Below are 25966 nucleotides of genomic sequence, written 5' to 3'. Positions count from 1 at the left end.
TCCCCTGCGCGATTTTTATTGCGGCTGTGCGACGCGCCGCCTTCCCGCGGACCCCGCCGACACGATATGGGGGAGGCACTTAAACGATATAAGCCGCTGATGCCGAAACTGATCCCGTTCAAGACCCCATCGATCGCTTTCGGCCTGGGGCTCGCCTCTGCGCTGGGCTTTGCGCCGCTCAACTGGTGGTTTGCGACGCTGCTCTGCCTTGCCGGGCTGATGTGGCAATTGCTGAACGCACCGCGAATCCGGAGCGCTGCCTTGATCGGCTGGTGTTTCGGCGTGGGCCATTTCACCTTCGGCAACAACTGGATCGCGACAGCCTTCACCTATCAGCAATCGATGCCCCACTGGCTGGGATGGGTCGCGGTGTTCCTGCTCGCGCTTTACCTGGCGGTCTTCCCGCTGCTGGCGGCGGTGCTCGCGAAAGCGCTTCACCGCCTGCCTTTCCTTCTCGCGCTGCGCCGCCATCGTGCGCGGGAGGCGGCCCGCCGCAGGAAGCTCAAGGCGCTGATCCCCGAAGGCATGGAGAGCCCCTCGATGGCGCCGCCGGTGCCGGAGCCGAGTCCCTACGCGTTCATCCCGCTGTTCGCCGGCAGCTGGGTCATCTGCGAATATCTGCGCAGCATCGCCTTCACCGGTTTCGCCTGGAATCCGCTTGCCGCGATCATGGTTGCCCCCGGCAGCGCCGAACCGGCATGGATGGGGCTGACCCGGCTCGTCGGTACCTACGGGCTGTCGGGATTCATGATTTTGTTGTCGGGTATCTGGCTGCTGGCGGTGCTGCCCGGCACCAAGCGGCTGCGTTGGCAGCGGGTCGGCTGGGCGTTGCTGGTGGCGATGCTTGCCCAGATCCTGTCGGCGTGGATGTTGCGGCCGGTCCCGCCGCGCGCAGCGCCCCGGATCGTCGTGATTCAGCCCAACATCAACCAGAACGAGAAATGGGATACCAGGCTCCAGCAGGCCAATTTCGACCGGCTGAGCCATCTGACCGGCAAGGCCGCTGCGGGCGCGGAGCCGCGGCTGGTGCTCTGGCCAGAGGCCGCGACTGCCGACTTCCTCGAGTTCGACCCGAAGGCAAGAGCCCGGATCGCCGCGCTGCTGGGACCCAAGGATGTGATCCTGCTCGGCGGTGATGCGCTGATCTTCAACAAGGCAGGCGACTTGGCCGGTGCGCGCAACAGCCTGTTCGGCCTGAACGCTGCAGGGGACATTATCGGCCGTTACGACAAGGCCCACCTCGTTCCCTATGGCGAATATCTGCCGGCCCGCCCGATCCTGTCGGCGATCGGGCTGTCGCGGCTGGTCCCGGGGGACGTCGATTTCTGGCCAGGACCGGGGCCTGCCACGCTCGCGGTGCCGGGCTTCGGCCGTGCCGGCATCCAGATCTGCTACGAGATCATCTTCTCGGGCCAGGTCGTCGACGCCGCCGATCGGCCCGACTTCCTGTTCAATCCGTCCAACGACGCCTGGTTCGGCCGCTGGGGCCCGCCGCAGCATCTAGCCCAGGCGCGGCTGCGCGCGGCGGAGGAGGGGATGCCGATCATCCGCTCCACGCCGACCGGTATTTCGGCGGTGATCGATGCCGACGGGCGGCTTCTCGAGAGCCTGCCATGGCGCAAGGCCGGCGCGATCCGGACGGCTCTGCCGTCGCCGCACGCAGCGACGCCTTTCGCACGGTTCGGCAACCTGCTGCCGACCCTGTTCGCGCTGCTGCTGATCGCAGGCGGAATTGCCATCGCGACGAAGCCGCGCTAAGCAACATATAACGAAGTCTTTATATCCTTATGTCCGTTTTGCCCCTATCGGGTGGCGATCATATCAGAGGGTCGGTCAGCACCAATGCGCAGCAACTATCTCTTCACGTCCGAAAGCGTTTCCGAGGGTCATCCCGACAAGGTCGCGGACCAGATCTCCGATGCGATCGTCGACCTGTTCCTATCGAAGGACCCCGAGGCGCGCATCGCCTGCGAAACGCTGACGACGACCCAGCTGGTCGTGTTGGCGGGCGAGATCCGCTGTAAAGGCGTCTACGAAGACGGCGCCTGGGCGCCCGGCGCGCAGGACGAGATCGAGCAGGCGGTACGCCAGACGGTCAAGCGGATCGGCTATGAGCAGGACGGTTTCCACTGGCAGAGCTTCGCCTTCCACAACAATCTCCACGCCCAGTCGGCGCACATCGCGCAGGGCGTCGATGCCAGCGGCAACAAGGACGAGGGCGCAGGCGACCAGGGCATCATGTTCGGCTTCGCCTGCGACGAGACCCCGGACCTGATGCCGGCGACGCTCTATTACAGCCACAAGATCCTCGAGCGGATGGCGACCGATCGCCACTCGGGTGCGGCCTCCTTCCTGGAGCCCGACGCCAAGAGCCAGGTCACCCTGCGCTTCGAGAATGGCAAGCCGGTCGCCGCCACCGCGATCGTCGTGTCGACCCAGCATGGCAAGGGCTATGACGAGGGCGCCAACGAGGCGGAACTCAAGGCCTATGTGAAGAAGGTGGTGGCCGATATCCTGCCCGCCGAGCTGCTCTCGGATGAAACCGTCTATCACATCAACCCGACTGGCAGCTTCGAGATCGGCGGGCCCGACGGCGATGCCGGCCTAACCGGCCGCAAGATCATCGTCGACACCTATGGCGGTGCCGCCCCCCATGGCGGCGGTGCGTTCAGCGGCAAGGATCCAACCAAGGTCGATCGTTCGGCCGCCTATATCACTCGTTATCTGGCGAAGAATATCGTCGCCGCCGGCCTTGCCCGGCGCTGCACGATCCAGCTGGCCTATGCGATCGGCGTGTCCGAGCCGCTGTCGCTCTATGTCGACACCCACGGAACCTGCGCCGCTGGCGTCACCGACGCCGCTATCGAGCGCGCGATCACGGGCATCAAGGAACTGGGCGGCCTCACCCCGCGCGGCATCCGCACCCATCTCGGCCTCAACAAGCCGATCTATGCGAAGACCGCAGCTTATGGCCATTTTGGCCGAAAGCCCGAGGGCGACTTCTTTCCGTGGGAGAAGACCGACCTCGCCGACAAGCTGAAGGCGGCCTTGGCCTGATCATCGGATTTTCCCGTCATCCCGGCGTCGGCTTGGGCTGAGATCCGTCCGGCACGCCTGCCGTGCAGGGACGATCCGGCGCCTGGGTGTGCAGGATGTTCGATGACCTTGCGCAAAGCGCTGGCGTTACGAGCGTCTGTGCGGCTAGGGATCCGCGGATGGCCCACGGGAAACAAGCCCATGTCTGATCTGGCAGCGTTCCTGCGGGCCTGGGCGAAGGATCCGCTCGGCATAGCGGCGGTCGCCCCTTCGGGCGCCCCGCTCGCCCGGCTGATCACCGCCGAGATCCGGCCCGACATGGCGCCGGTGATCGAACTGGGCCCCGGCACGGGCGTGTTCACGAAGGCGCTGCTCGCCCGCGGCCTGCGCCAGTCCGATCTCATCCTGATCGAATATGAGGCTGATTTCGCGCGCCTGCTTGCCCATCGCTTTCCCCAGGCAACGGTGCTGCGAGGCGATGCCGCCCGGGTTCGCAAGCATCGCGCACTGCTCGACGACGATCTTGCGGGCGCCACGGTGTCGGGCCTGCCGATCCTCAACATGAACGCGCGCCAGCAGATGATGATCATGCGCGGCTGTTTCGATCTGATGCGCCCGGGCGGCCGCTTCTTCCAGTTCACCTACAGCCCGATCAGCCCGATCCGCCGGCCCGTGCTCGAACGCCTGGGGCTCAAGGCGCGCCGGCTGTCGAGCACGCTGCGCAACCTTCCCCCCGCCGCCGTCTATGAGATCAGCCGTCGCGATGAATGACCCGCTTTCGATCCGCCGCCTCTATGGCCGGCGGCAAGGCCACAAGCTGCGCCCAGGCCAGGCCGAACTGGTCGAGCGGCTGCTGCCGGAGATCTCCGTTCCTGGGACGGGCGATCTTGATGCCGCAACGCTGTTCGGCGATCAGCGCCCGCTCGAGCTCGAGATCGGCTTTGGCAAGGCGGAGCATATCGCCTGGCAGGCCGCACAGCGGCCCGATCATGGATTCATTGGCTGCGAGCCGTTTCTGGACGGCGTGGTAGGTGCCTTGGTCAAGGTCGACGAGCTGGACCTTGACAATATTCGCCTCCACATGGGCGATGCCATCGACGTGCTCGAGCGCCTGCCCGACGCATCGCTGGAGCGGGCGTGGCTGCTGCACCCAGATCCCTGGCCCAAGGGGCGCCACGCCAAGCGCCGCTTCATGAACGCCGGGCCAATCGGCCTGATCGCGCGCAAGATGAAGCCGGGCGGCGAGTTCCGCTTCGGCACGGATCATCCGGTCTATGTCCGCTGGGCGATGATGGTGATGGATCAGTCGCCAGACTTCGAATGGCTCGGCGAACGGCCCGGCGATTTCCTGGTTCGCCCCGATGACTGGCCCGAAACCCGATATGAGGCCAAGGCGCGCAGCAAGGGCCACGAGGTCTGGTACTTCCGTTACCGGCGTATCTAGGACAACCGCTTAGCGAATATTTTCTATTATTATCAATTACTTAATATGAATCGCGCTGCCGCATGCCGCCGCCTATTTCCGTTTCGTGATTGCTTTTCTGTACATGAGGTTCGTCATGGCCACCGGAAAAATCACGAAGCAGACCCTCGACGCGCTTCAGGCAGGCGGTGTTACCGGCTTCCTTTAAGATGACGAACTGAAGGGCTTCGGGTTGAAGATCAGCGCGGGCGGTTCGCGCGTCGTACGTCGTCAAGTTTTGTATGGGCAGCCGGGAGGCGAAGACGCGTCGTTACACGATCGGCGGTCACGGCTAGCCCTGATCGCCCTTCACCGCTCGCGGGGAAGCGACGAGGCTCCTGCGCCTTGTCGATCAGGGCATCGACCCGATCGAAGCCAATAAACAGCGCCGCCGCGACGCTGTCGATCTGGCGTTTTCAAACTACGCTGACCGGTTGCAGCAAGCGGCAAGGGCAAAGGATGGTTGACGCTCGTAACGCGATCGCTGCAGCTTCATGTCAGACCGGTGCTGAGGGACACGGCCCTCATCACTCGTGCCCGATGTCGGGAGTTGATCGAGGTTTGCGCTGGCTACACCCGAGCGGGCGGACTCGGCCGCATTATACCAATAGCGCAACAATGGTGTCCGACCAGCTTGCTTGACAGCTCATTCCATCACCAATAGCCTCGCCATCAGATGAACGGCCTGGTATATATTATACCGAAGCAAATCATAATATCAGTGTCGCGTGTGGTCTAGTATTTTAGCTGGAGATATCAGTTAATTTTGACCTTTTGACGTCCAGTTTCACATGATATTTATACAACGACAATTCTGGAATAATAACGGGGGCGTGTTGTGTCTTACAGATTCAAGGGTATTCTCAGTGCGGCTGCATCTGCCGTATCCGTAATGGCGCTTCTTCCTTCCGCGGCTCGAGCGGAGGAGAGCCCCGCCGAGGCGCAGGCCGAGCAGCCAAAGGCTGCTGAAGGCGGTACGGAAATCGGCGAGATCATCGTCACCGCACAGCACCGCGCGCAACGCCTCCAGGATGTCGGCATCTCGATCAGCGCCGTGAGCGGCCTGCAGCTGGCCCGGCTCGGCGTCACGAGCAGCATCGACATCGGCCGGATCACGCCCGGCGTCCACGTTTCGGGCAACTTCGGTGGCCAGACCGCTCAATATACCATCCGCGGCGTCACCCAGAACGACTTCAGCGACGTGCTCGAAGGCCCGGTCGCGGTCTACTTCGACGATGGCTACATCGGCAGCCTCAGCGGTCAGATTTTCGGCACCTTCGACCTTGAGCGGGTGGAAATCCTGAAGGGGCCGCAGGGCACCCTGTTCGGACGCAATGCGACCGGCGGTCTGGTCCATTTCATTCCGCGCAAGCCGACCGACCAGTTGTCGATCAACGCGAATGCGACCTACGGCAGGTTCGATCAGACCCGCTTCGAAGCCGGCATTGGCGGTCCCCTGGCGGAAGGGCTGACGGCGCGCGTCTCGGCCGTGTACAACCGCCAGGATCCGATCTTCAAGAACGTCTATCCGGCTGGAACCAGCACGCCCGGTACGGTGCCTGCCCGCTGCTGTGAGGATACTTGGAACGACAACACGCTTGGCGGACGGTTGCAGCTCCAGTACGAAACGGGTGACTGGAAGGTCAGGCTGCAGGGTTCGGCCCTGCGCAGCATCGCGTCGACCAGCCCGTACAAGTCCTTCCCCGCGGCGCCGGTGTTCAACAGCGACGGGCAATTGATCGATACGATCAGGCTTCCCGAAACGTCCCCGGTTCTGGGCGCCATTCAGCAGCCGCGCGATAATAACCACATCTCCCAGGTGCTGGCCCTGGATGACCGCAACAGGCTACATACTTATAACACGGCTCTGCACATCGACGGATCGATCGGTGCGGTCGATGTGGCCCTGATCACCGACTGGAAGCAGTTGAAGAAGTCATTCTTGACTGACACCGCACTGGTGCCGGTAAACTTCCTGGCCGTCGCCAGCGATGCGAACACCAAGCAGTTTTCGCAGGAACTCCGGCTGTCCGGAAAAAGTGACAGCCTGAATTGGAGTGCAGGCGCCTATTACCTGAACATCAATGCCAAGGACGCCAGCGGGTTTCTTATTCCCCAGGGTTCGATCCTGGCCGTACCTCTTACCGGATCTCCCAACGGCGCGGACCTGATCAACTTCAATCGGCTCAAGACGCAGTCCTTCTCGCTGTTCTCCCAGGTCGAGTGGAAATTCGCCCCACAGCTGACTCTGGTTGCCGGCGGACGCATCATCTTTGAACATCAGAGCTATTTCTACCGTTCGGCACTGATCCGGAATGATCGCGACTATTACATCGACAACGTCGAGCTGGCTGCGCTGCCGGCCTATCAGAAGGCCGATGGCACGATAGTTACCGATCCTTATCGCAACAGCCGCAAAAACACGCTGTGGGCTGGCAAGCTCCAGCTCGAATATCGCCCGAATTCCGATACCCTCGTGTATGCCGGCGTCAATCGCGGCGTGAAGGGCGGGGCCTACAACGCCAAGTACCAGGACGGCACCCTCCCGCTGCTCGAATCGCAGATGGGCTATCGCCCTGAAACGCTGTTGTCCTACGAGGGTGGCGTGAAGGCGACCTTGGCGAACGGCGCCGTTGTCGCCAACGCTGCGGCGTTCTATTATGACTACAAGAACTACCAGGCGTTCCTGTTCATAAACTCGTCGGGTCTCGTCACGAACAGCCCGGCGACCAACTACGGCATCGAAGCAAGCCTCCAGATCAAGCCGACGGATAGGCTTGTGGTCAACCTTGGAGGGTCCATCTTCCGGCCCAAGGTGAAGGGCGTTGTCACAGCGCCCGCCACCGCGACCGCTCCGGCCATCGTCAAGAACACCGAGCCAGCCTTCGCGCCGCGCGAGCAGGCCTCGGCAATGGTGAGCTGGACACCGCCGATCGCCAACGATGCGTTCACGCTGTCGGCCAATGCCAACTACACCGGCCGGTTCTTCAACAACCTGCGCAACTTCACCGGGGAAGTCACGAAAGGCTATTGGCTCACGGGGGCCAGTGCCGAATGGGAGATCAGTTCGGGTTTCACGGCAGCTGCGGCACTCGACAATATCTTCGACAAGCGGGTCAATGTGATCGGCTTCGATCTCGCGACCTTCTGCGGCTGCATGCATGAATCCTACAATCGTCCGAGGACCTGGAGAGTATCACTTCGCTACGAAATGTAAGGAACGAGATGTTCCCACTTCGGTGGGTGGCGTGCCAAGGCTTGATGGGCAAGGCTCATCAAGCCTTGGTCATGCCCATGTGGGACTTGCGAGATTGCAGGGCGTGATGCCCAGCATCTCGGAGTCCTGCAGTAGGAACTGCTTTTAAAACTTAGAGCGACGGCACCAATGATGAATTCTGATGTGCCGCGCTTCGATGAGAATGGTCTAGGAGACTGACCGTGCGAACAGTGACGTCCTTTTGCAGAACTTGTACCGCTGGCTGCGGCACGAAGCTGACCATCGATGATCAGGACCGGATCGTCAGCATTCGCGGTGATCACGACAATGCGATGAGCCGCGGCTATGCCTGTTTCAAAGGGCTGCACAGCCACGAAGCGCAATACAGCCCCGAACGCCTGCTCCATCCCCTGAAGCGCCAGCCCGACGGGACCTTCGAGCGCATTTCCATCGAGCAGGCGCTGGACGAGATTGCCGAGAAGATGCGGCATATCATGGACCGGGACGGTCCCGAGGCGCTTGGCCTGTTCATCGGCAACGGCGCGAACTTCAACTCCGCCGCCTTCTCGATCCACTTGCCGTTCATGCAGGCGCTGGGATCGCGGCACTTCTTCACCACCAATACGCTCGACCAGTCCGCCAAGATGATTACCTATGAGCGCATGGGCTTCTGGGCGGCTGGCCCGCAACGCTTCGATACCGCCGATGTGATGATGGTCTTCGGGAGCAATCCCCTGGTGTCGCACGCATCGCTCAACTTCCTGATGTCCGATCCGGTGCGCACGATGAAGGCTGCGCGGGCGCGGGGCATGAAGCTGATCGTCATCGACCCCCGGCTGACCGAAACCGCGCGCTATGCGGACATCCACCTCCAGCCGATCCCGGGGCACGACGCGACGATCGCCGCGGGCATGATCCGCTTGATCCTGGCGGAAGGCTGGGAGGACAAGGAGTTCTGCGAGCGCTATGTCGGCCCCGAGGGCATGGCCGCGCTGCGCGAGGCTGTCGAGCCTTTTAACGAGGACATGGTGACGCACCGCGCCGGACTGCCCGAGGGCCAGCTGCGCGCGGCCACCGAGATGTTCGCACGCGATTCGAAGCGCGGGCCGGTCTCGACCGGAACGGGCAACAATTTCGGGCCGCACTCGAACGTGGCCCAGCACCTGGCAGACGCCATGAACGTCGTGTGCGGTCGCTTCCTGCGCGAGGGGGACACCACCCTCGTCGAAATGCTCAGCCCCGAGGCGCCGATCTATCCCGAGGTGATCCCGCCCTCGCGCACGTGGGAGCATGTCCCGCCGGGCCGCATCCGCGGCGTGGGCACGCTGCTCAACCGGGAGGAAATGAGCGGCGCGCTTCCCGACGAAATCCTGACCCCGGGCAAGGGGCAGATCCGCGGCCTGCTGATCCAGGGCGGCAACCCGGTTCTTGCCATTCCGGGCCAGAAGAAAGTCGTCGAGGCGATGAAGTCGCTGGAACTGTCGGTGATGATCGATCCGTTCATGCACCAGACCTCGCAATACTGCGACTACATTCTGCCGCCGAAGATGCCCTACGAGCGGGCGGACCTGCCGCTGACCATTCCCACCATCGTGTTCACCAACATCAACTGGATCCAGTATACGCCGCCGGTCGTGCCGCCGCCCGCCGGGTCCGAACTGGTCGAGGACTGGCAGGTCTATACCGGCATCGCCAAGCGGCTCGGGCTGGAGATCGAATATAATCACACGACCAAGATCGACCTCGACACGGTGACTACTGACGACCTGATCGCCATTCGCGCCGCCGATGGCCGCGTGAAGCTTGACGAAATGAAGAAGTACCCGAGCGGTAACTCCTTCCCGTTCGCGTCCGAACGGGTCGCCGCCCCTCGGCCTGAAGGCACGGCCAAGTTCGACGTGATGCCTGCCGACGTGAGGGCCGAGCTCGACGAGGCGCTGGCATACGACATCACGCCCGACAACATCGTCAGCAAGGGCAAGAAGTTCACCCACCTCGTCAGCTGCCGCCGGATGCGCCACATGTTTAACAGCGTCGGCACGATCGGCATGCCGAGTGTCCGCGCCAAGGCGAAGTTCAATCCGGCCTACATCCATCCCCAGGACATGGCTGACCTGGGCCTGGAAAACGGCGACCACGTCGAAGTCGAATCCGATGTCGGCAAGATCACCGCGATCGCCGAGGCGGACGAGACGATGCGTCCGGGCGTGATCTCGATCCCGCACGGCTTCGGTCCGGCCAACGGTGAGATGGACGAGGAAGGCGGGGTCTCCATCGGGGCTCTTATCGTCGCCGATCAGTTCTATCAGCACATCAACGCCATCCCACGGATGACCGCCATTCCGGTGAATATCCGTCGATTGAACAGCAGGATGGTCGGGCACCAAGCTGCGGAGGTGGAATGATCAGCGCCTGACGTGTTCTCGCAATTGGTGATGATCAGACGCTGGATGCGATCGAGGATCCGTCCGTTGGCCAGGAATGCAGTGCTATGAAAATTGCTCCTCCCAGTAGGTCGGCGCAAATCGCATCCGGCCGCCTGACGGATCCGAGCGGCCGACGGTTTGAATATCTCCGGCTGTCGCTGACCGACATGTGCAATTTCCGTTGCACCTACTGCCTGCCCAATGGCTATCGCAAGGCGGCGGGGCGCACGCATGACCTGTCGCCTGACGAAATCGTGCGGGCGGTAACGGCCTTCGCCCGGCTCGGCTTGTGGAAGGTCCGACTGACCGGCGGAGAACCCACCATCCGTGCCGAGTTTTCCGAAATAGCGCGTCGGGTGGCGGCGGTGCCCGGCATTCGCCGCGTCGCGATGACCACCAACGGCTACCGCCTGGCTGATCATGCCGCGGAATGGCGCGCAGCCGGCATAAGTGCGATCAACGTCAGCATAGATTCGCTCGATCCCGCGCGTTTTGCAGCGATCACCGGGCATGACCGGCTCGATGAGGTGTTGCGTGGCGTGGATGCGGCCCGGGTCGCCGGGTTCGATTCGATCAAGCTCAACGCGGTGCTGATGCGCGGCGTCAACGATGACGAGTTGGAATCGATCATCGACTTCGTTCGCGAACAGGACCTGTCGCTGCGTTTCATCGAGGTGATGCGCACGAATGACAACGCGCCTTTCTTCCAGGCCCGTCACGTAGCCGGTCAGACGGTGATCGACGCGCTGTTGCGGGCGGGCTGGACACGCTTGCCGCGCGTGCCGGGAGCAGGCCCCGCGGTGGAATTCGCCCACGCCGCTGCGAAGGGGCGGATCGGCATCATCGCACCTTATGCGCAGGATTTCTGCGCCACTTGCAACCGGCTCCGGCTGTCGGCCGAGGGCAAGCTGCACCTGTGCCTGTTCGGCGATGGCGGGCTGGACCTGCGTCCGCTCCTCCAGGCCGATGGGCAGATCGATGAACTAGTCGAGCGGATCGTGGCGCTGACCGCGCTGAAGGCGCCGGCGCATCGCCTCCACGATGGCAACAGCGGCGCCACCCCGCACCTCGCTTCGATCGGCGGCTGAGCCGCGGACGATGGGAGGGCCGGTGCCTGTGGTGGTCGAACTGTACCGCAGGCTGGCCGATCCCTGCGGGCCAGCGGTCGACATCGCCATTCCTGCCGCAGGCATCAACCGACAGCACGATCGCGTGCGCTGGCGGCGAGACATAGAGCCGGACGACATCGTGAAGCTTCTCGGCAAAGGCCTTATCATTGAAGCTTCCGTTTCGATCAATCCACTAGCTGCAATGGTCAATCAGCCTCGGCCATGGCGACGGGAAGATTCGTTTTCAGGACGGAAATAAACCGCTCTACCTTGGGAGAGAGGTGCCGTTTGTCCGGGTAGACCGCCCAGATCGGCATGTCCCGGGGCAGGAACTCTTCCAGCACGGGCACCAGTCGGCGCGACTGAAGGGCGTCGTCGAGGTAGTGTTTTGGCAACTGGCAGATGCCCATGCCGTCAAGCGCTGCTTCCAGGACTGCATTGCCAGTGTTACAGCTCCATACCGGGCGGGGGCGATATGCGATATCCTCGCCGTTTTGAAAAAACCGCCACTCGGACGCAGTGCCCAGCAAGCAATCATGCTCGTCCAGGTCAGAAATCCTCTCCGGCCTCCCTCTCCGCGCCAGATAGGCTGGCGAGGCGCAGGTGCGGGCCTGTCGTGAAGCAATTTTTGCCGCAATCAGGCTGGAAGACGGGAGACGTCCCGTGCGTATTGCCAGGTCATACCCTTCGCTGACAAGGTCCAGCACGCGGTTCGTCAGATTTAGGGAGACCGTCAACTGGCGGTACTGCATGGCGAACTGACGAGCAATCGGAGCGATGAAACGCTCGCCCAGCGCAACGCAACAGGTGATCCGCAGCTCGCCCCGCGGCTCGCCCTGATCGCGCACGAGCGCAACAGCTTCGTCTCTTTCTTGTACCAGGCGAACACAATAGCCGAGGAACGTTTGCCCGGACGGAGACAGGATGACCGAGCGGGTGGTGCGATGAAGGAGCCGTGTCCCGAGCCGATCCTCTAGGCCAGCGATGGCTCGGCTCATGTGCGTGCGTGACGCCCCGATCGCCGCGGCACCGGCGCTAAAGGAGCCGGTCCGCGCAACTGCCACGAATTCCTCTATGCCGTCCCAGTTAGCCATCGAATCGCGCCCAGATCAAGGTTCAACGTGGTTCAACTCGAATACTTAATGGTAACGGCAGCATCATGCCAGACGAATTGGGACTGAGAGGACACGTGCGAACGGCCCACCGTGGGTCTTGCCCTTGCCTCTCAGCCGCGCGCTCGGCGGCGACCAACCTCATGGCCTGCTCGTCGCAGATGCTGCACCACCTGGCGACTGCCGTACCAGGGCAGTTCAGGAGGGTCGCCGCCAGCGCACGCGATCGTGCTGTCGGTTGACGAAAAGAGCCAGATCCAGGCGCTCAATCCCAGCGTTCGCTGCTCTAGCGCCACTTGTCAGATGCTGAATATTTCGGACAACGTCAAAGACCTCCGTGCTAAGCGGCAACTGTCCTGCCCCACGGCTGGATCGACTTGGGCAGCTCCGATTTCAGGAGCGACACAAAGCCACGGACCTTCGGCGAAAGATGCCGCTTGTCAGGATAAACGGCCCATATCGGTTCAGCTGGAGAAAGGTACTGTTTGAGCACTGGTCTGAGCAGGCCGCGGTCAAGGGCTTCGCTGAGATAGAAATCCGGAAGCTGGCAAATGCCCATATCTTCCAGGGCCGCGTCGAGAACGGCTTGGCCGTTGTTGCAGCTCCATGCTGGTTGGGGCCGGTACAATACGGCTTGGCCTGCATCGGTAAAATGCCACGTCGCCGACGAACCGACCAGGCAGGTATGCTGGTCGAGATCCTTGACGGTTTCAGGGCTGCCGAACTGGTCGACGTAGGCAGGGGTCGCGCACGTGTGGAATTGGCGCGAGGCGATCCGGGTGGCGATAAGATTGGAAGTAGACAACTCGCCAGTGCGGATCGCCAGGTCGTAGCCTTCGTCGATTAGGTCAACGACCCGGTTCGACAGGTCGAGGAACAGGCGCAGCTGCGGGTGCTGCACAGCAAACCGCCGCGCGATCGGAGCAATAAAGCGCTCGCCCAAGGCGATCGAGCAGGTGACGCGCAGTACACCGCGCGGTTCGCCTTGCTCGCGTACCAGCGCCAAGGCCTCGTCGCGCTCGTGGATGAGGCGGGTGCAGTGATCGAGAAAGACACGACCTGTGGCCGATAGAGTCACCGTCCGCGTGGTTCGATGGAGCAGGCGTGCTTTCAGGCGATCTTCTAGCCTAGCCACCGCCCGGCTCATGTGTGTGCGTGACACCCCGAGCGCGGCCGCACCTTCGATGAATGAACCAGTGCGAGCCACCGCCACAAATTCATCAATGCCGTCCCAGCCATCCATTCCGATTGGTTCCTATATGGTGCAATGCATTTCAATTACCCCTCTTAATTGCGTTGATGGCTTTATGCTAGGCCCGCGCGACCAGAACAGGAGAAGCCATGAAGACCCGTGCCGCCGTTGCGTTCGAGGCGAAGAAGCCGCTGGAAATCGTCGAAGTGGACCTTGAGGGGCCGAAGGCTGGCGAGGTTCTGGTCGAGATCATGGCGACGGGCATCTGCCACACCGACGCCTATACGCTTGACGGCTTCGACAGCGAGGGCATCTTCCCCTCGATCCTCGGCCATGAAGGCGCCGGCATCGTGCGCGAGGTCGGYSCCGGCGTCACCTCGGTGAAGCCGGGCGATCATGTCATCCCGCTCTACACCCCCGAATGCCGCCAGTGTAAGTCGTGCCTTTCGGGCAAGACCAACCTGTGCACCGCGATCCGTGCGACCCAGGGACAGGGATTGATGCCSGACGGCACCAGCCGCTTCAGCTACAAGGGCCAGCCGATCTTCCATTATATGGGCTGCTCGACCTTCTCGAACTTCACCGTGCTGCCCGAGATCGCGGTGGCGAAGATCCGCGAGGACGCGCCGTTCCAGTCGAGCTGCTATATCGGCTGCGGCGTCACCACYGGTGTCGGCGCGGTGGTCAACACCGCCAAGGTGCAGGTCGGCGACAATGTCGTGGTCTTCGGYCTCGGCGGCATCGGGCTGAACGTGCTGCAGGGCGCGCGGCTSGCSGGYGCCAACAAGATCATCGGCGTCGACATCAACCCCGACCGCGAGGCCTGGGGCCGCAAGTTCGGCATGACCGACTTCCTCAACTCCAGGGGGCTGAGCCGCGAGGAGGTCGTCGCGAAGATCGTGGCGATGACCGATGGCGGCGCCGACTACACCTTCGATGCCACCGGCAACACCGAGGTGGCCGGACCGATGTGCCGAAGATCGTCGACATGTACATGGCCGGCAAGATCGAGATCGACCCGATGATCACACACGTCATGGGTCTCGAGGACATCAACAAGGGCTTCGACCTCATGCACGCCGGCGAAAGCATCCGCAGCGTGGTGGTTTTTTGATTTTTGGTTGAGATGATTATCGATAGAGAAAGGGAATATTATCATGGCTGATCCGGTTATCTCTGGTGACGACGTCTTCTCTCACGCCTGTCTCGGCGCGAAGGACCTTGCCGTTTCGACCGCCTTCTACGATGCCGCGCTCGCGCCGCTTGGTATCAATAACATGGGGCCTTTCGGTGAGACCGTGGTGCTCTACGGCAAGACCAAGCCGGCCTTGCTGGTGCTGAAGCCGGGCAACGGTGAGGCACCGTCAGGCAACGGCGTAACGATTGGCTTTGCCGCAGCCTCGCCTGCCGAAGTGGACGCTTTCCATGCCGCTGGCCTCGCCGCAGGTGGCACCTGCGAAGGCGCGCCGGGTGCGCGCGGACACCTGCCGGGTGCCTATGCCGCTTACCTGCGCGATCCTGCGGGCAACAAGATCTGCTCGTACACGTTCGTCTGACCGACTGCACATGGAGCAGGTCAGCGCCAACCGCAGCTACGGCGGGACGCAAAGCGTCTATACCCATCAGAGCGTGTCAACCGGCACGCCGATGACCTTCTCGATTTTCGTCCCGGACCATGCGCCCGGGACGAAATTGCCGGTCCTGTGGTATCTGTCGGGGTTGACGTGTACTCATGCGAACGTCACCGAAAAGGGTGAGTTTCGCGCTGCCTGCGCCGAGCACGGGATTATCTTCGTCGCGCCTGATACAAGCCCGCGCGGCGAGGACGTACCTGACGACGAAGCTTACGATTTCGGCAAGGGCGCCGGCTTTTACGTGAACGCCACTCAGGCCCCTTGGTCGCCCCACTTTCGCATGCGCGACTACATCGAAAACGAACTGCCCGAACTGGTCGCGGCAAACTTCGCAGTCGACATGGCACGGCAAGGCATCACCGGCCATTCGATGGGCGGACACGGCGCCCTCACCATTGCATTGCGCAACCCTGGACGGTTCAGATCGGTCAGCGCCTTTGCCCCAATAGTGAGTCCGCTTGCCTGCCCATGGGGCGAAAAAGCACTAAACGGCTATATCGGCGCGGATCGCGCAAACTGGCGCGAATACGACGCATGCGCATTGATCGAGCAGGGCGCGCGTCTGCCGGATATATTGGTCGACCAAGGTGGCGCCGACCCGTTTCTCGAAGAGCAATTGAAAACCCAACTTCTGATCGAAGCCTGCGATAAGGCTGGGCAACCGTCCACAATCCGAATGCAGCCGGGTTATGACCACTCGTATTATTTCATTTCGACTTTCATGCCTGAGCATATCGCTTGGCACAGCGCTCGATTGGGGGGCGACGCCACAGAAAATCAGTTAGCTTGAGAAGACGATATGGACGCACCCGTTAGTCGCTCTATGCGAAGACATTGCTTAGACGTTTCGCATTGGTCCAAAACAGTCTTATAGCGCAATTATTGTCACGGCGTACATTCCGGCATTCATCCGCCGAGCCGAAGGCCGGCGCAGCTAAAGCTCAGAGGCCGATCGAAAGCGCGAGCAGGTCGTCGACGTGTGGATCGCCTGCTGTTCGACCGGGCGCCCTCCCCCCCCCCGGCCAAGATCAGGGTAGACAATGGGCCGGAGTCCATCTCCCGGACGCTCGACCATTGGACCTGCATAAACCGGGTTACGCTGGATTTCAGCCGTCCCGGCAAGCCTACCGACAACGCCTTTGCGGAGTCCTTCAACGGCCGACTCCGCGACGAGTGCCAGAGCACGCATTGGTTCTTGTCATTGGACGACGCCAGGACAAGATCGAGGCGTGGCGGACGGGCTTCATCGAGACCCGACCTCACACATCCCTCGTGTTCATGACGCTTGCCGAATTTGCCTCATCGGCCGAGGTTAACTCCGGCCAATGAGCGCCGGACCTCTCGCGCTGGACGCCGGCAAATCCGCGACAGGGTCAGTGGAAATATCCTATTTCGGCACTATTTTCCGAAACTCGCGACCTCGGATTACGGGTGAAAATATTCGATTTTCGGACCCAAAGGCACGATGCCGGTCGGGTTGATTGTCGAGTGGCTCTGAAAATAGTGTCCCTTTATGTGCTGGATGTTCACGGTCTTCGCAACGCCGGGCAACTGATAAATCTCACGCGTATAGCGCCACAGGTTCGGGTAATCGACGATGCGGCGCAGATTGCATTTGAAGTGACTGAAGTAGACCGGATCAAAGCGGATCAGGGTGGGGAACAGACGGATGTCAGCCTCGGTCAATGGTTCGCCCAGCAGGAAACGCCGTGACGACAGCCGTTCTTCAAGCCAGTCCAACGTCTCGAAAAGCGATTCAAACGCTTCGGCATAAGCTTCCTGGCTGGTGGCAAACCCCGCACGGTAAACGCCGTTATTCACCGTATCGTAGATCCGCCGGTTGAGCGCATCGATCTCCGGCTGCAACGGCTCCGGGTAGTAATCGCCCGGACTGGCTCCAACCTGGTCGAAGGCAGAGCCCAGCATGCGCAGGATTTCGGACGACTCGTTGTTGACGACTTTACCCGTCAGCTTGTCCCATAGAATCGGGACTGTCACTGAACCTGTATAGTTCGGATCGTCAGCGGTATATATTTCCCGGAGGAACAGCGCACCATTTACCGGATCCGCAACCACCCCCGGGCCATCGGCAAAGGTCCATCCATCCTCGCGCATCAGCCAGTTGACCACGGAAACCGATACCATTTCCTCCAGACTCTTGAGCGCTCGCATGATGAGGGTGCGGTGCGCCCAAGGGCATGCAAGGCTGACGTACAAGTGATATCGGCCAGGCTCGGCAGCAAAGCCTGCGCGCCCGCTTGGCCCGGCACCGCCGTCGGGCGTGACCCAATGGCGATATATGCTGTCCTTGCGGACGAAACGACCGCCCGTGGACGAAGTGTCGTACCATTGCTGGTGCCAGACTCCGTCGATCATCAATCCCATGTCAATCTCCGATATAGCGGGATTACGACCTGTTCGGCCTTTCTCTCGCCTGACGGATCAGCCGACGAGCAATTCAAAGCCCGATCGCTGCGATCCCGGCGGCGGCGCACTTTTCGTCGTTGTCACTGAGATCGCCTGTGACACCGACCGCGCCGATCGTCTCCCCGCCGGACTGGATCAGCAGACCGCCAGCCGCAGGAATGATGCCCTCTGGGTTGAGGCCAGCGGCGGCACTGATGAAGGTTGGCCGGTCTATCGCCATCTCCCCTATCGTCCGCGACGAAACACCGAGCGCCAGCGCCCCCGAAGCCTTGCCGATGGCGATCTTGGGTCGCAAGTTCGACGACGTGTCCTCGCGCGCGAAGGCGACAAGATGGCCGCCGGCGTCGAGCACAGCTACGCTGAGCGGTTTAAGGTCGAGTCTGCGGCCTTCCTTGAGCGCTGCCGTGACGATTGCTCCGGCTTGTTCGAGAGTGACGTTTGCCATTAAAGATACTCCTGATGATGTTGCCGCCGGAGAGCATTCGGCCGAGGGGCGAGCCTGTTTCCGCTTGTCCCGGCTCTGATTTCTCCAATTGCTCCGGTAATCTTGCGCTGCGCGAGACGCCGCTCAAGTGTCGCTGCGACCTGGACCCTGATGACATGGATTGGCCCAAGACTTCGGGCGAGCCGGTCCAGGCCCCGCCAATGAAAACACTGATCTTTCAGGAGGGACGGATCCCTTAAAGACAGACCCATTGAAGACATCCTATCAGAGCATAAGGCTCAAGGGCTGCTCGATGAGCGTCTTGAACGCGGCCAGATATCGCGCGCCGACAGCGCCATCGACGGCCCGGTGATCCACGGACAATGTGCAGGACATGACCGTAGCGGGCACGCAAGCGTCGCCCCGGACGACAGGCCGGCGCTCGGCGGCCCCCACCGCCAGGATGCAGCTTTGCGGCGGATTGATGATCGCGGAAAAGGCCCGCACGCCGAACATGCCCAGATTGGAAATCGTGAAGCTTCCGCCCTGATATTCCGCGGGTTGCAACCGGCCTGCGCGGGCGCGCTCCGCCAGCACCTTCACGTCCGCGGAAATGGCGGCGAGGCCTTTCCGGTCCGCCTGGCTGACGATGGGCGTTATCAAGCCGCCATCGGTCGCGACCGCAACCGAGATATCGACGTCGTGGAAATGGAGGATCGCATCCTCGGTCCAAGCCGTATTCGCTTCCGGGACCTGGCGAAGCGCCAGCGCGGCAGCCTTTATCACGAAGTCGTTGACCGAAAGCCTGTACCGCCCCTCGCCCTGCGAATTGAGCGTTTCGCGCAAATCGAGAAGCGCATCGATCTCGCAATCCGCCTCCAGGTAGAAATGCGGGATCGTCGATTTCGCTTCGGTCAGCCGGCGGGCGATCACCTTCCTGATGTTGGTCAGCGGTATTTCGTCATGCGGCTGATCCACCGATCCCGCCCGTCGTGCCGGTGGCGGAACCGATGGCGCCGGATCGGCGGTCGTGAAGGCGTGGGACGGCTCCGGCCGCGGCGCGGCGGCGGCCTCTATGTCCACCCGCACGACGCGGCCTCGTGGCCCGCTGCCTTTCAGACCTTCGATCGCCACACCCTTCTCCACCGCAAGCCTGCGCGCGAGAGGGGATGAGAGGCTCCGGCGACGCCCATCTGCATCGATGGACGGCCCCGCCGCGGCGGGCGCCTGCGCCTGGACGGAAGGCGACTGGACGGGTGCCTGCGGGACAGGCACGTCCCTGTCTTCCGCGAGCTCGCCCGCATCGACGCCCAGATCATCCACCTGTTCGCCGTCGGCCAACAGCAGGGCAATCGGAGCATTGACGGCAACCGTCGTCCCGTCGCCGGCGACGATCCTGCCGATCGTGCCCGCGCGCTCAGCCTCCAGTTCCATGGTCGCCTTGTCGGTTTCGATCTCGGCAATGATTTCGCCGGCGGCTACCGTATCGCCTACGGATTTCAGCCAGCGCGCGATGGTCGCTTCTTCCATGCCGGCAGAGAGGGCCGGCATCACGATCTTATGTGGCATTGCTGCTCCCCGCTTTCAGACCAGTGGCCGACCCTGGACGGCCATTGCCAGGCGCAAGCCCGCCTCGATCTCGGCCGCTCCGGCACAGGCCGCGGCTTCCAGGACCTTCGAAATGCTCGGCGACGCTTCGCTGCCGTGCACGCGCTGGACGGGCTGGTCGAGCATGTCGAAACAGCGGTTCTGGATTTCGGCGGCGAGCCAGCCGCCATAGGACGTGCCGATCGCCCCCTGCTCCACAATCAGGACATTGCCTGTCTTGTCGATAGACTGTTCGATCAAGGCCCAGTCGATCCCCGCGCGATCCAGGCTCCGCAGGTCGATCACATCGGCATCGACGCCCAGTCTTTCGACCGCGTCCAGCACCGGGCGGACCATCGCCAGATAGGTCAGGACGGTCAGGTGCCGACCGGTCCGCACCCGCTTCGCCTTGCCCAGCGGGATGAAATAGTCGAGATCGCCCGCCGGCGCGGGGCCCTTGCTGTTATACAGGTCGACATGCTCGAGAACCAGCACCGGGTCCTTGCATCGCAGCGCGCTGTTCATCAGGCCCACATAGTCATAAGGGGTGGACGCGGCGACGATCCGCCAGCCCGGTGCCGTGGCGAAGATGCCGGCCGGGTCCATCGAGTGCTGCGAACCGTAGCCGGTGCCCATGGCCACCTTGGTGCGAAGCACCAGGGGCACTTCGCCATCCCCGCCGAACATGTGACGCGCCTTGCCGATCTGGTTGAACACCTGGTCCGCCGCCACCCACATGAAATCGGGATACATGAACTCGACGACCGGCACGTAGCGGCCATCCATGGCGATGCCGCCGGCCAAGCCCACGAACGCGTTCTCGGCGATCGGCGTGCCCAGCACCCGGTCGGGAAAGCTGGTCGACAATCCGCGCGTGGCGCCGTTCGTGCCGCCCTTCAGGCGGTGGACATCCTCGCCCATCACGACGATGCCGTCATCCTCGCGCATGCGTCGTTCCATGACGTCGGCCACGACATCGACGAAACGCCTGTCTTCGATCTTGCCGGCAAACTCCTCCTGCTCCACGAAGCGGGCATCCTGCAGTTCCGACAGGTCGCCCCGCATTCCGAAATCGCGGAAATCGGGTGAAGGCCACAGCGACGGGACAATGCGCCGCTTCCCCTCGTGCTCCTCGATCAGGCCGCCTGCGATCTCGTCCATCAGCGCCGCCGCGCGGGACCGCAGCGAAGCAACCTGGTCCTCTCCGATCAACTGGCGAGCCGCCATTTCCGCCGCGACCCGGTCGATCGGATCGCGCGCGCGCCAGGCCTTTTCCTCTTCCTTGGTTCGGTATCCGAAGGCGCTGCCGGGCAGCGGCCCGTTCTGGTGGAAATAGCGATAGACGTCGACCTCGATAATGGTCGGGCCTTCGCCCGCACGCATCGCCTTCACCGCCGCTTGCGATGCGAGATAGACGGCGAGCGGATCCATTCCGTCGACTTTCCAGGCGGGAATGCCGAAGGCCAGCCCGCGCGAGGACAGCCTCGGCTCGGCGGTGGCCTCCTCTACCGTGGTCGACACCGCGTACCGGTTGTTCTCGATGAAGAAGCACAGCGGCAGCTTCCATGCAGCCGCCAGGTTCATCGTTTCCAGCACGGATCCGATATTGACCGCGCCGTCGCCGAAGTAGGTGAAGGCAACGTCGCCGGTGCCGGCGCGCTTGTGGGCCCAGGCCGCCCCCGCCGCCGCGGGAACACCGCCACCGACGATCGCGTTCGTGCCGAGATTGCCCGACTCCGCCCAGCGCAGGTGCATCGAGCCGCCCCGGCCCTTGCAATAACCGCGCGCCAGGCCGAGGATTTCTGACATCGTGAGATCGGCGATGGTCCGCACATCGTCCCCGAACGGGGCCGAAGAGGACAACCCCTGGGGCGCGACATAATGCAGTGCCTTGGCCAGAAACTGGTGGTGCGCGCGGTGCGAGCCATTGATCTGGTCGGAGCCGCGCATGGCGAGAACCGATCCCACCGCTCCACCTTCCTGACCCACAGCGGAATGGGCCGGGCCGTGGACGAGGCCCTGGCCCGCCAGTTCCAGCACCTTCTCCTCAAAGGCGCGGATCAGGACCATCGACGTCAGCATCGAATCGAGCACGCCAGGGTCGGCGGCTGCCCAAGCGGCGGAATTGGTCGCCAGCGACACCCACGGGGCGCGCGGCTGCAGATGTTCGATAGTGGTGGCTTTCACGGTCAATCCTGTCCCGGTCGTTTCGCGTTGACCCCAACCACGCCGGGTGGCAAATGTCAACTATTGGATCCAATAATCGTGTTTTCCGCTTGACCAGGCCGCAATTTATCCACATTTTGGCACATATGGCATCCAATCGGAGATATGTATGGAGCAGAACCCCGGCCTGCCCGGCTTGAGGGGCGTCGAGCATATCGGGTTCACCGTGCCGGACATCGAAGCGGCGACCCGCTTCTTCGTCGACGTGATCGGTTGCGAATATGTCTACTCGCTCGGGCCGTTCGAGGATGCCGAGGGGGACTGGATGGTTCGCCACCTCAACGTTCCGGCCCGCTCGCGCGTGCGGGAACTGCGCTTCTTCCGCTGCGGTTTCGGCCCGAACTTCGAGATCTTCGAATATGACGGGGACGACCGCAACATGGTGCCGCCGCGCAATTGCGACGTCGGCGGCCACCATCTCGCCTTCTACGTCGACGACTTCGATCGCGCGCTAGCCTATCTGCRATTGCATGGACTGCGCATCCTGGGCGAGCCAACCTTCCGCACCACCGGGCCAAGCGCAGGGCAGACCTGGGTCTATTTCCTCACGCCGTGGGATATGCAACTGGAGCTGGTCAGCTTCCCCGGGGGCAAAGGCTACGAGTCGACCACGACCCGCCGCCTGTGGCATCCCGCCCACCCGGCCAGTTGAGGAGTCGAGACGATCGCCAATACCGCGCCCGCCGAAGCGGGCACACACGAGACCTCGCTGGTCACCGATCGCGTCGAGGAAGGGATACGCGCGCTGATTCTGGCGGGCGAATTGCCCCCCGGCAGCCGCATCGGCCAGGAAGAGCTGGCTGCCCGCTTTTCGGTAAGCCGGATTCCCGTGCGCGTCGCGCTCGGCCGTTTGGAGAGCGACGGGCTGGTCGTGCTGAAGCCGAGCAGCGGTGCCTGGGTGGCGAGGGTCGACCTCGCGGAATGCCTCGAGATCTACATGATCCGGGAACGGCTGGAGCCCCTGGCCCTGGCCCAATCCATCCCGAACATGACCGCCGAGCGGGTGAGCCAGCTGGAACGCCTGGTCGAGGACATGGCTGCCTCCCCCGATACCGCGACCTTCCTCAAGCTGGACCGGACGTTTCATCTGGCGGCCTATGCGGACGCGGAGATGAAGCAACTGCTCGCCATGATCGAGCGGTTCTGGAACACGACGCAGCATTATCGCCGCGCGTTCACCGCTCTGCTCGGTCGCGAACGCAACTGGATCATCCATGCTGAACACCGGCTGATCGTCGATGCGATCCGGCGGCGCGAGACCGAGAGCGCCGCGCAGCTGCTGACCGAGCATATCCGCCGCACCCGGTCCGAACTGGCGCAGTATGCCGATCTGTTCCCATCGCCCGAGGCTCCCCGTAAACGAGGCCGGAAGAGCGCATAGGCGCATCTGAACGGCGCCCGGGCGATCCGCCCCGGTGCGGGCTCCCCGAAGCCAAAGCGGGCTCGCCGGGACCCGGCATGGAGCCGACCGGCGGCCACCGGCGAACACCGGCGGCCGCGAGCCTGGGTGCGCTCAGCGCTCGACCAGCGCCAGCACGCGGCAAGGGCTGCCCGAACCTTCCTTGATCTTGAGCGGCGGCGTGATCAGCATCGCGCCAGTGGGAGGCAGGAGATGCAGGTTGTTAAGGCTTGACAGGCCGAACTTGTTGTTCCCGTGCATGTGGTAGTGACATGGCAGCGGTTCCGCGAAGGTGGAGGACTGCCCGGAATCTGTACCCACGGGTTCCGTTCCCACGCCGATAACGTCGCGCTCCTTCGCCAGGAACTTGGCAACCTCTGGGTGGTTGCCCGGCCAGTGACCGCCATCCTCGCGGACGTTAAGGAACTTGTCCGTATAGTTGCGGGACGCCCAGCCCGTACGGATCAGCGCCCATGAACCGGCGGGAATACGGCCATGTTCAGATTCCCACTTCTCGATGTCCTCGACGGTAGTGAGATAATCTTCGTGGACGCGATCGGTGACATCGATGACGCAGGCCGGCGCGATGAACCGCTTGACGGGAATCTTGTCAACCGAGCCATCTTCGTAATGCCGGCCCGAAATCCAGTGAATGGGCGCATCGAAGTGCGTCCCGGTATGTTCACCGCAGCTGAAGTTGTTCCAGTACCAGTCCGGCCCGCGCTCATCGAAGCGGGAGATCTCTTCCATGCGGAAGGGCCACTGCTGATGATTGGGCTCGGGAAGCGGAATGATCGGGGTGCGTTCCTCAAGCGTGTGCGTAAGGTCGACGATCTCGACACTCCCCTCGGACAAAGCTTGGGCCAGTTGTTGCAGGATTGCCATCATTAATCTCCTTGGTAGCTATTCTGTCTCTCGAAATTCACGAGCGTTTTCGACGCCTGCTAAACTATTTCATTTTCCGAAATCGCGACCGCTTCATTGAGTGGCCGGGGCGCCACGTTAAGTCCAAGGTTGACCGCGGAAGAATGCTCGAAACTCGGCTTCAGGACCGTGGTGCGCAGGATCGGATAGATGATCATCGACAGGAACAAGGTCGTGACGGCCTCGACCGGTACGATCTTTGCCAAGACGTAGCGCGCGAGACAGACCGAAGCGATCAGAGTTACGACACCGGCCCAGTTGATGTTCTCCGGCTTCTCGGGAACGGTCTTCGTTTCCTTCCCCAGCCACGTCTTGACGACATAGAAGTCCGCCACGATGATGCCCGCGAAGGCCGTCACGATGACACCGAGGAACGTGACCCAGGCTTCGATCAGCTCGAGGATATGACCGTAGAGCATGAGAAGCGCGATGACGTTGGCCAATATGACAAAGGTCAGTCGACCCATCCTCAGGTTCAGCACATCAAACAGGTTGGAGAGAGAAAGGGACGCGCTGTAATTATTGAGAACCTGCGTCTTCCCCTGCGCTAGAACGAGAAGGATCGCACCGAACGCGCCGCCCAGCACGACAAATGCAGCCACGATGCTGTCGGGGTTTTGCAGAGACGCCTTCTGCGCAGCCTCCGTCGTCATTCCGACATGGTTGACATAGTAATCCACGAGCGCCGGTCCACCGGCATACATGATGATCCCGCCAACGCAGAGCATCAGCAGGACGGACAGCACTCCGAACGTGGTCGATACGCCGACATCGATCGAGCGACGGGCATATCTGCCAATATCGGCACCGAAAAGCGCCATGCCGCAGGCAGCTCCGAACAGGACGTTGATGGCAAAGATAAATTTGCCCATCTGGCTGCCTGCTCCCATCTGCTGCAATGCGTCCGGAGAGAATTGCGATCCGAACGAGAGCAGTTCGCCAACGGGCTGTTTGCCGCCGGATACCACGAGGTAGGTGATATAGGCCAACACCGCCAACGACAGGGTCAGCGTGACCGACGAAGCCTTGGCGATCAGCTTGAAGCCGTACGAAGTCAGCAGGATCCAGGTCAGCGTCATCAGGCCGTAGATGACGATGCGGGTCGTGACGGAGTCCGCGAGTTCGAAATAGAACACGAAGCCGCGATAGAGAAGGGCATTCTCAAGCGCGAGAAAGCCGATGATCATGAAAGAGAAAATGAGGGAAGCGATGATCGAACCGCGATGGCCGAAGGCGAAATAGCGCGACAGCACCGTGCTGGACAGGCCCGTGCGATAGGCGACATGGGCGCTTGCCCAGCTCAGCGGGATGCAGACCAACGCCACGACGCCGCCGGCCAGAAGCGCGAGTTTGAAGCCCGCCACAAAGGTCACCAGCGCACCGAAGAACAGCTGCACCAGGGAGACCACCACGCCAGCCGTGTTCCATGACAGGGCCAACCACCCTTGACGAGCGTCGTCCGGCACTCGTTCAAGTGCGTGGTCTTCGATGGTTTCCGAAAGACTTTCAGCGCTCACTGCCGAAGTCCTTTCGTCGGGTTGCTCACTTGCATCGAATACCCCTTCGCGGGCCGAGGTTGCTAAAGGAGCCTCGTAGGACCCGATCCATCGGCAAGGCCGTGTATCGGGCCGACACGTGGCAGGTCACTTCGCCGCATGCGCGGTCAGCTTGAGCGACTTGTAGCCGCGCAGGACATTGTTCGAGATGCGTTCAGCCTCGTGCAGCTCGAACCGTTCCACCCGAGGTATGAGTGCGGAAAGCAACGCAGAGATTTCCATCCGGGCGAGATTG

At 62.4% G+C, this 25966-nt stretch carries 20 protein-coding genes and 3 pseudogenes; 13 read left to right on the top strand and 10 right to left on the bottom strand.

From position 1 onward, the window contains the following. The first annotated feature begins 99 nt into the window (after positions 1–99). The 4 genes from lnt to trmB all read left to right on the top strand — a co-directional run bounded on the left by lnt (position 100) and on the right by trmB (position 4480). Entirely contained in the window at positions 100–1758 is a 1659-nt protein-coding gene (gene lnt / locus AC1DQK_RS17820) for an apolipoprotein N-acyltransferase (protein WP_477872981.1), read from the top strand. A gap of 84 nt (positions 1759–1842) precedes the next feature. Further along, on the top strand, positions 1843–3057 hold the full coding sequence (gene metK / locus AC1DQK_RS17815; RefSeq protein ID WP_477872979.1) for a methionine adenosyltransferase: 1215 nt from the start codon (positions 1843–1845) through the stop codon (positions 3055–3057). Positions 3058–3237: 180 nt separating this feature from the next. After that, positions 3238–3807 (top strand): class I SAM-dependent methyltransferase, encoded by a 570-nt coding sequence (locus AC1DQK_RS17810; RefSeq protein WP_477872977.1) that lies wholly within the window; start codon positions 3238–3240, stop codon positions 3805–3807. Further along, a complete protein-coding gene (gene trmB / locus AC1DQK_RS17805) occupies positions 3800–4480 on the top strand; it encodes a tRNA (guanine(46)-N(7))-methyltransferase TrmB (RefSeq protein WP_477872975.1) in 681 nt (226 codons plus the stop codon). Before AC1DQK_RS17810 ends, trmB begins: the two co-directional genes overlap by 8 nt. Positions 4481–4520: 40 nt before the next feature. Here the strand turns inward: trmB and AC1DQK_RS17800 are convergent, their stop codons facing one another. Next, positions 4521–4733, bottom strand: coding sequence for a hypothetical protein (locus AC1DQK_RS17800; RefSeq protein WP_477872973.1), 213 nt, complete (start codon positions 4731–4733; stop codon positions 4521–4523). Positions 4734–5390: 657 nt separating this feature from the next. Here AC1DQK_RS17800 and AC1DQK_RS17795 point away from each other — a divergent pair. The 3 genes from AC1DQK_RS17795 (at position 5391) to moaA (ending at position 11229) form a co-directional block, all read left to right on the top strand. Beyond that, the gene (locus AC1DQK_RS17795) at positions 5391–7715 is read left to right on the top strand and encodes a TonB-dependent receptor (protein WP_477872971.1); all 2325 of its coding nucleotides are present in this window, start codon (positions 5391–5393) and stop codon (positions 7713–7715) included. Positions 7716–7936: 221 nt separating this feature from the next. Then, positions 7937–10120, top strand: a complete 2184-nt coding sequence (locus AC1DQK_RS17790) for a molybdopterin-containing oxidoreductase family protein (protein ID WP_477872969.1) — start codon at positions 7937–7939, stop codon at positions 10118–10120. Between the two features lie 86 nt (positions 10121–10206). After that, a complete protein-coding gene (moaA, locus tag AC1DQK_RS17785) occupies positions 10207–11229 on the top strand; it encodes a GTP 3',8-cyclase MoaA (RefSeq protein ID WP_477872967.1) in 1023 nt (340 codons plus the stop codon). A 58-nt stretch (positions 11230–11287) separates the two neighbouring features. Here moaA and AC1DQK_RS17780 read toward each other — a convergent pair. The 3 genes and pseudogenes from AC1DQK_RS17780 to AC1DQK_RS17770 all read right to left on the bottom strand — a co-directional run. Continuing rightward, positions 11288–11419, bottom strand: a pseudogene (locus AC1DQK_RS17780) (IS630 family transposase); the annotation flags it as partial. A gap of 37 nt (positions 11420–11456) precedes the next feature. Continuing rightward, entirely contained in the window at positions 11457–12344 is an 888-nt protein-coding gene (locus AC1DQK_RS17775; RefSeq protein ID WP_477872965.1) for a LysR family transcriptional regulator, read from the bottom strand. A 358-nt stretch (positions 12345–12702) separates the two neighbouring features. After that, positions 12703–13605, bottom strand: a complete 903-nt coding sequence (locus AC1DQK_RS17770) for a LysR family transcriptional regulator (RefSeq protein ID WP_477872963.1) — start codon at positions 13603–13605, stop codon at positions 12703–12705. A 98-nt stretch (positions 13606–13703) separates the two neighbouring features. Here AC1DQK_RS17770 and AC1DQK_RS17765 point away from each other — a divergent pair. From AC1DQK_RS17765 to AC1DQK_RS17750, 4 genes and pseudogenes are all read left to right on the top strand, one after another. After that, positions 13704–14668: pseudogene (locus AC1DQK_RS17765) on the top strand (alcohol dehydrogenase catalytic domain-containing protein). Positions 14669–14711: 43 nt separating this feature from the next. After that, on the top strand, positions 14712–15110 hold the full coding sequence (locus tag AC1DQK_RS17760; RefSeq protein ID WP_477872961.1) for a VOC family protein: 399 nt from the start codon (positions 14712–14714) through the stop codon (positions 15108–15110). Positions 15111–15120: 10 nt separating this feature from the next. Further along, positions 15121–15978, top strand: a complete 858-nt coding sequence (gene fghA, locus AC1DQK_RS17755; protein WP_477872959.1) for an S-formylglutathione hydrolase — start codon at positions 15121–15123, stop codon at positions 15976–15978. Positions 15979–16206: 228 nt separating this feature from the next. After that, positions 16207–16517, top strand: a pseudogene (locus tag AC1DQK_RS17750) (integrase core domain-containing protein); the annotation flags it as partial. 96 nt (positions 16518–16613) lie between these two features. Here the strand turns inward: AC1DQK_RS17750 and AC1DQK_RS17745 are convergent. The 4 genes from AC1DQK_RS17745 to AC1DQK_RS17730 form a co-directional block, all read right to left on the bottom strand. After that, entirely contained in the window at positions 16614–17573 is a 960-nt protein-coding gene (locus AC1DQK_RS17745; RefSeq protein WP_477872957.1) for a glutathione S-transferase family protein, read from the bottom strand. A gap of 73 nt (positions 17574–17646) precedes the next feature. Continuing rightward, on the bottom strand, positions 17647–18060 hold the full coding sequence (locus tag AC1DQK_RS17740) for a GlcG/HbpS family heme-binding protein (RefSeq protein WP_477872955.1): 414 nt from the start codon (positions 18058–18060) through the stop codon (positions 17647–17649). A gap of 264 nt (positions 18061–18324) precedes the next feature. Next, the gene (locus AC1DQK_RS17735; RefSeq protein WP_477872953.1) at positions 18325–19608 is read right to left on the bottom strand and encodes a pyruvate dehydrogenase complex dihydrolipoamide acetyltransferase; all 1284 of its coding nucleotides are present in this window, start codon (positions 19606–19608) and stop codon (positions 18325–18327) included. A gap of 15 nt (positions 19609–19623) precedes the next feature. Continuing rightward, positions 19624–21813: an alpha-ketoacid dehydrogenase subunit alpha/beta gene (locus AC1DQK_RS17730; protein WP_477872951.1), complete on the bottom strand. Its 2190-nt coding sequence runs from the start codon at positions 21811–21813 to the stop codon at positions 19624–19626. A gap of 148 nt (positions 21814–21961) precedes the next feature. On the opposite strand from AC1DQK_RS17730, the gene AC1DQK_RS17725 reads away from it, so the two are divergent. Further along, positions 21962–22504, top strand: a complete 543-nt coding sequence (locus AC1DQK_RS17725) for a VOC family protein (RefSeq protein WP_477872949.1) — start codon at positions 21962–21964, stop codon at positions 22502–22504. Positions 22505–22516: 12 nt separating this feature from the next. Continuing rightward, entirely contained in the window at positions 22517–23233 is a 717-nt protein-coding gene (locus tag AC1DQK_RS17720; protein WP_477873083.1) for a GntR family transcriptional regulator, read from the top strand. A gap of 132 nt (positions 23234–23365) precedes the next feature. Here AC1DQK_RS17720 and AC1DQK_RS17715 read toward each other — a convergent pair whose 3' ends face one another. Together AC1DQK_RS17715 and AC1DQK_RS17710 are read right to left on the bottom strand one after the other, a co-directional pair. After that, positions 23366–24139: a cyclase family protein gene (locus tag AC1DQK_RS17715; RefSeq protein ID WP_477872947.1), complete on the bottom strand. Its 774-nt coding sequence runs from the start codon at positions 24137–24139 to the stop codon at positions 23366–23368. A gap of 56 nt (positions 24140–24195) precedes the next feature. Then, complete coding sequence (locus AC1DQK_RS17710; protein WP_477872945.1) at positions 24196–25692, bottom strand: purine-cytosine permease family protein; 1497 nt, start codon at positions 25690–25692, stop codon at positions 24196–24198. Positions 25693–25966: the final 274 nt, after the last annotated feature.

It is taken from the genome of Rhizorhabdus sp. P4_G5 (assembly GCF_056401065.1).
The sequence above is the reverse complement of the archived record's forward strand: the minus strand, read 5'-3'. Positions and strand labels throughout refer to the sequence as shown.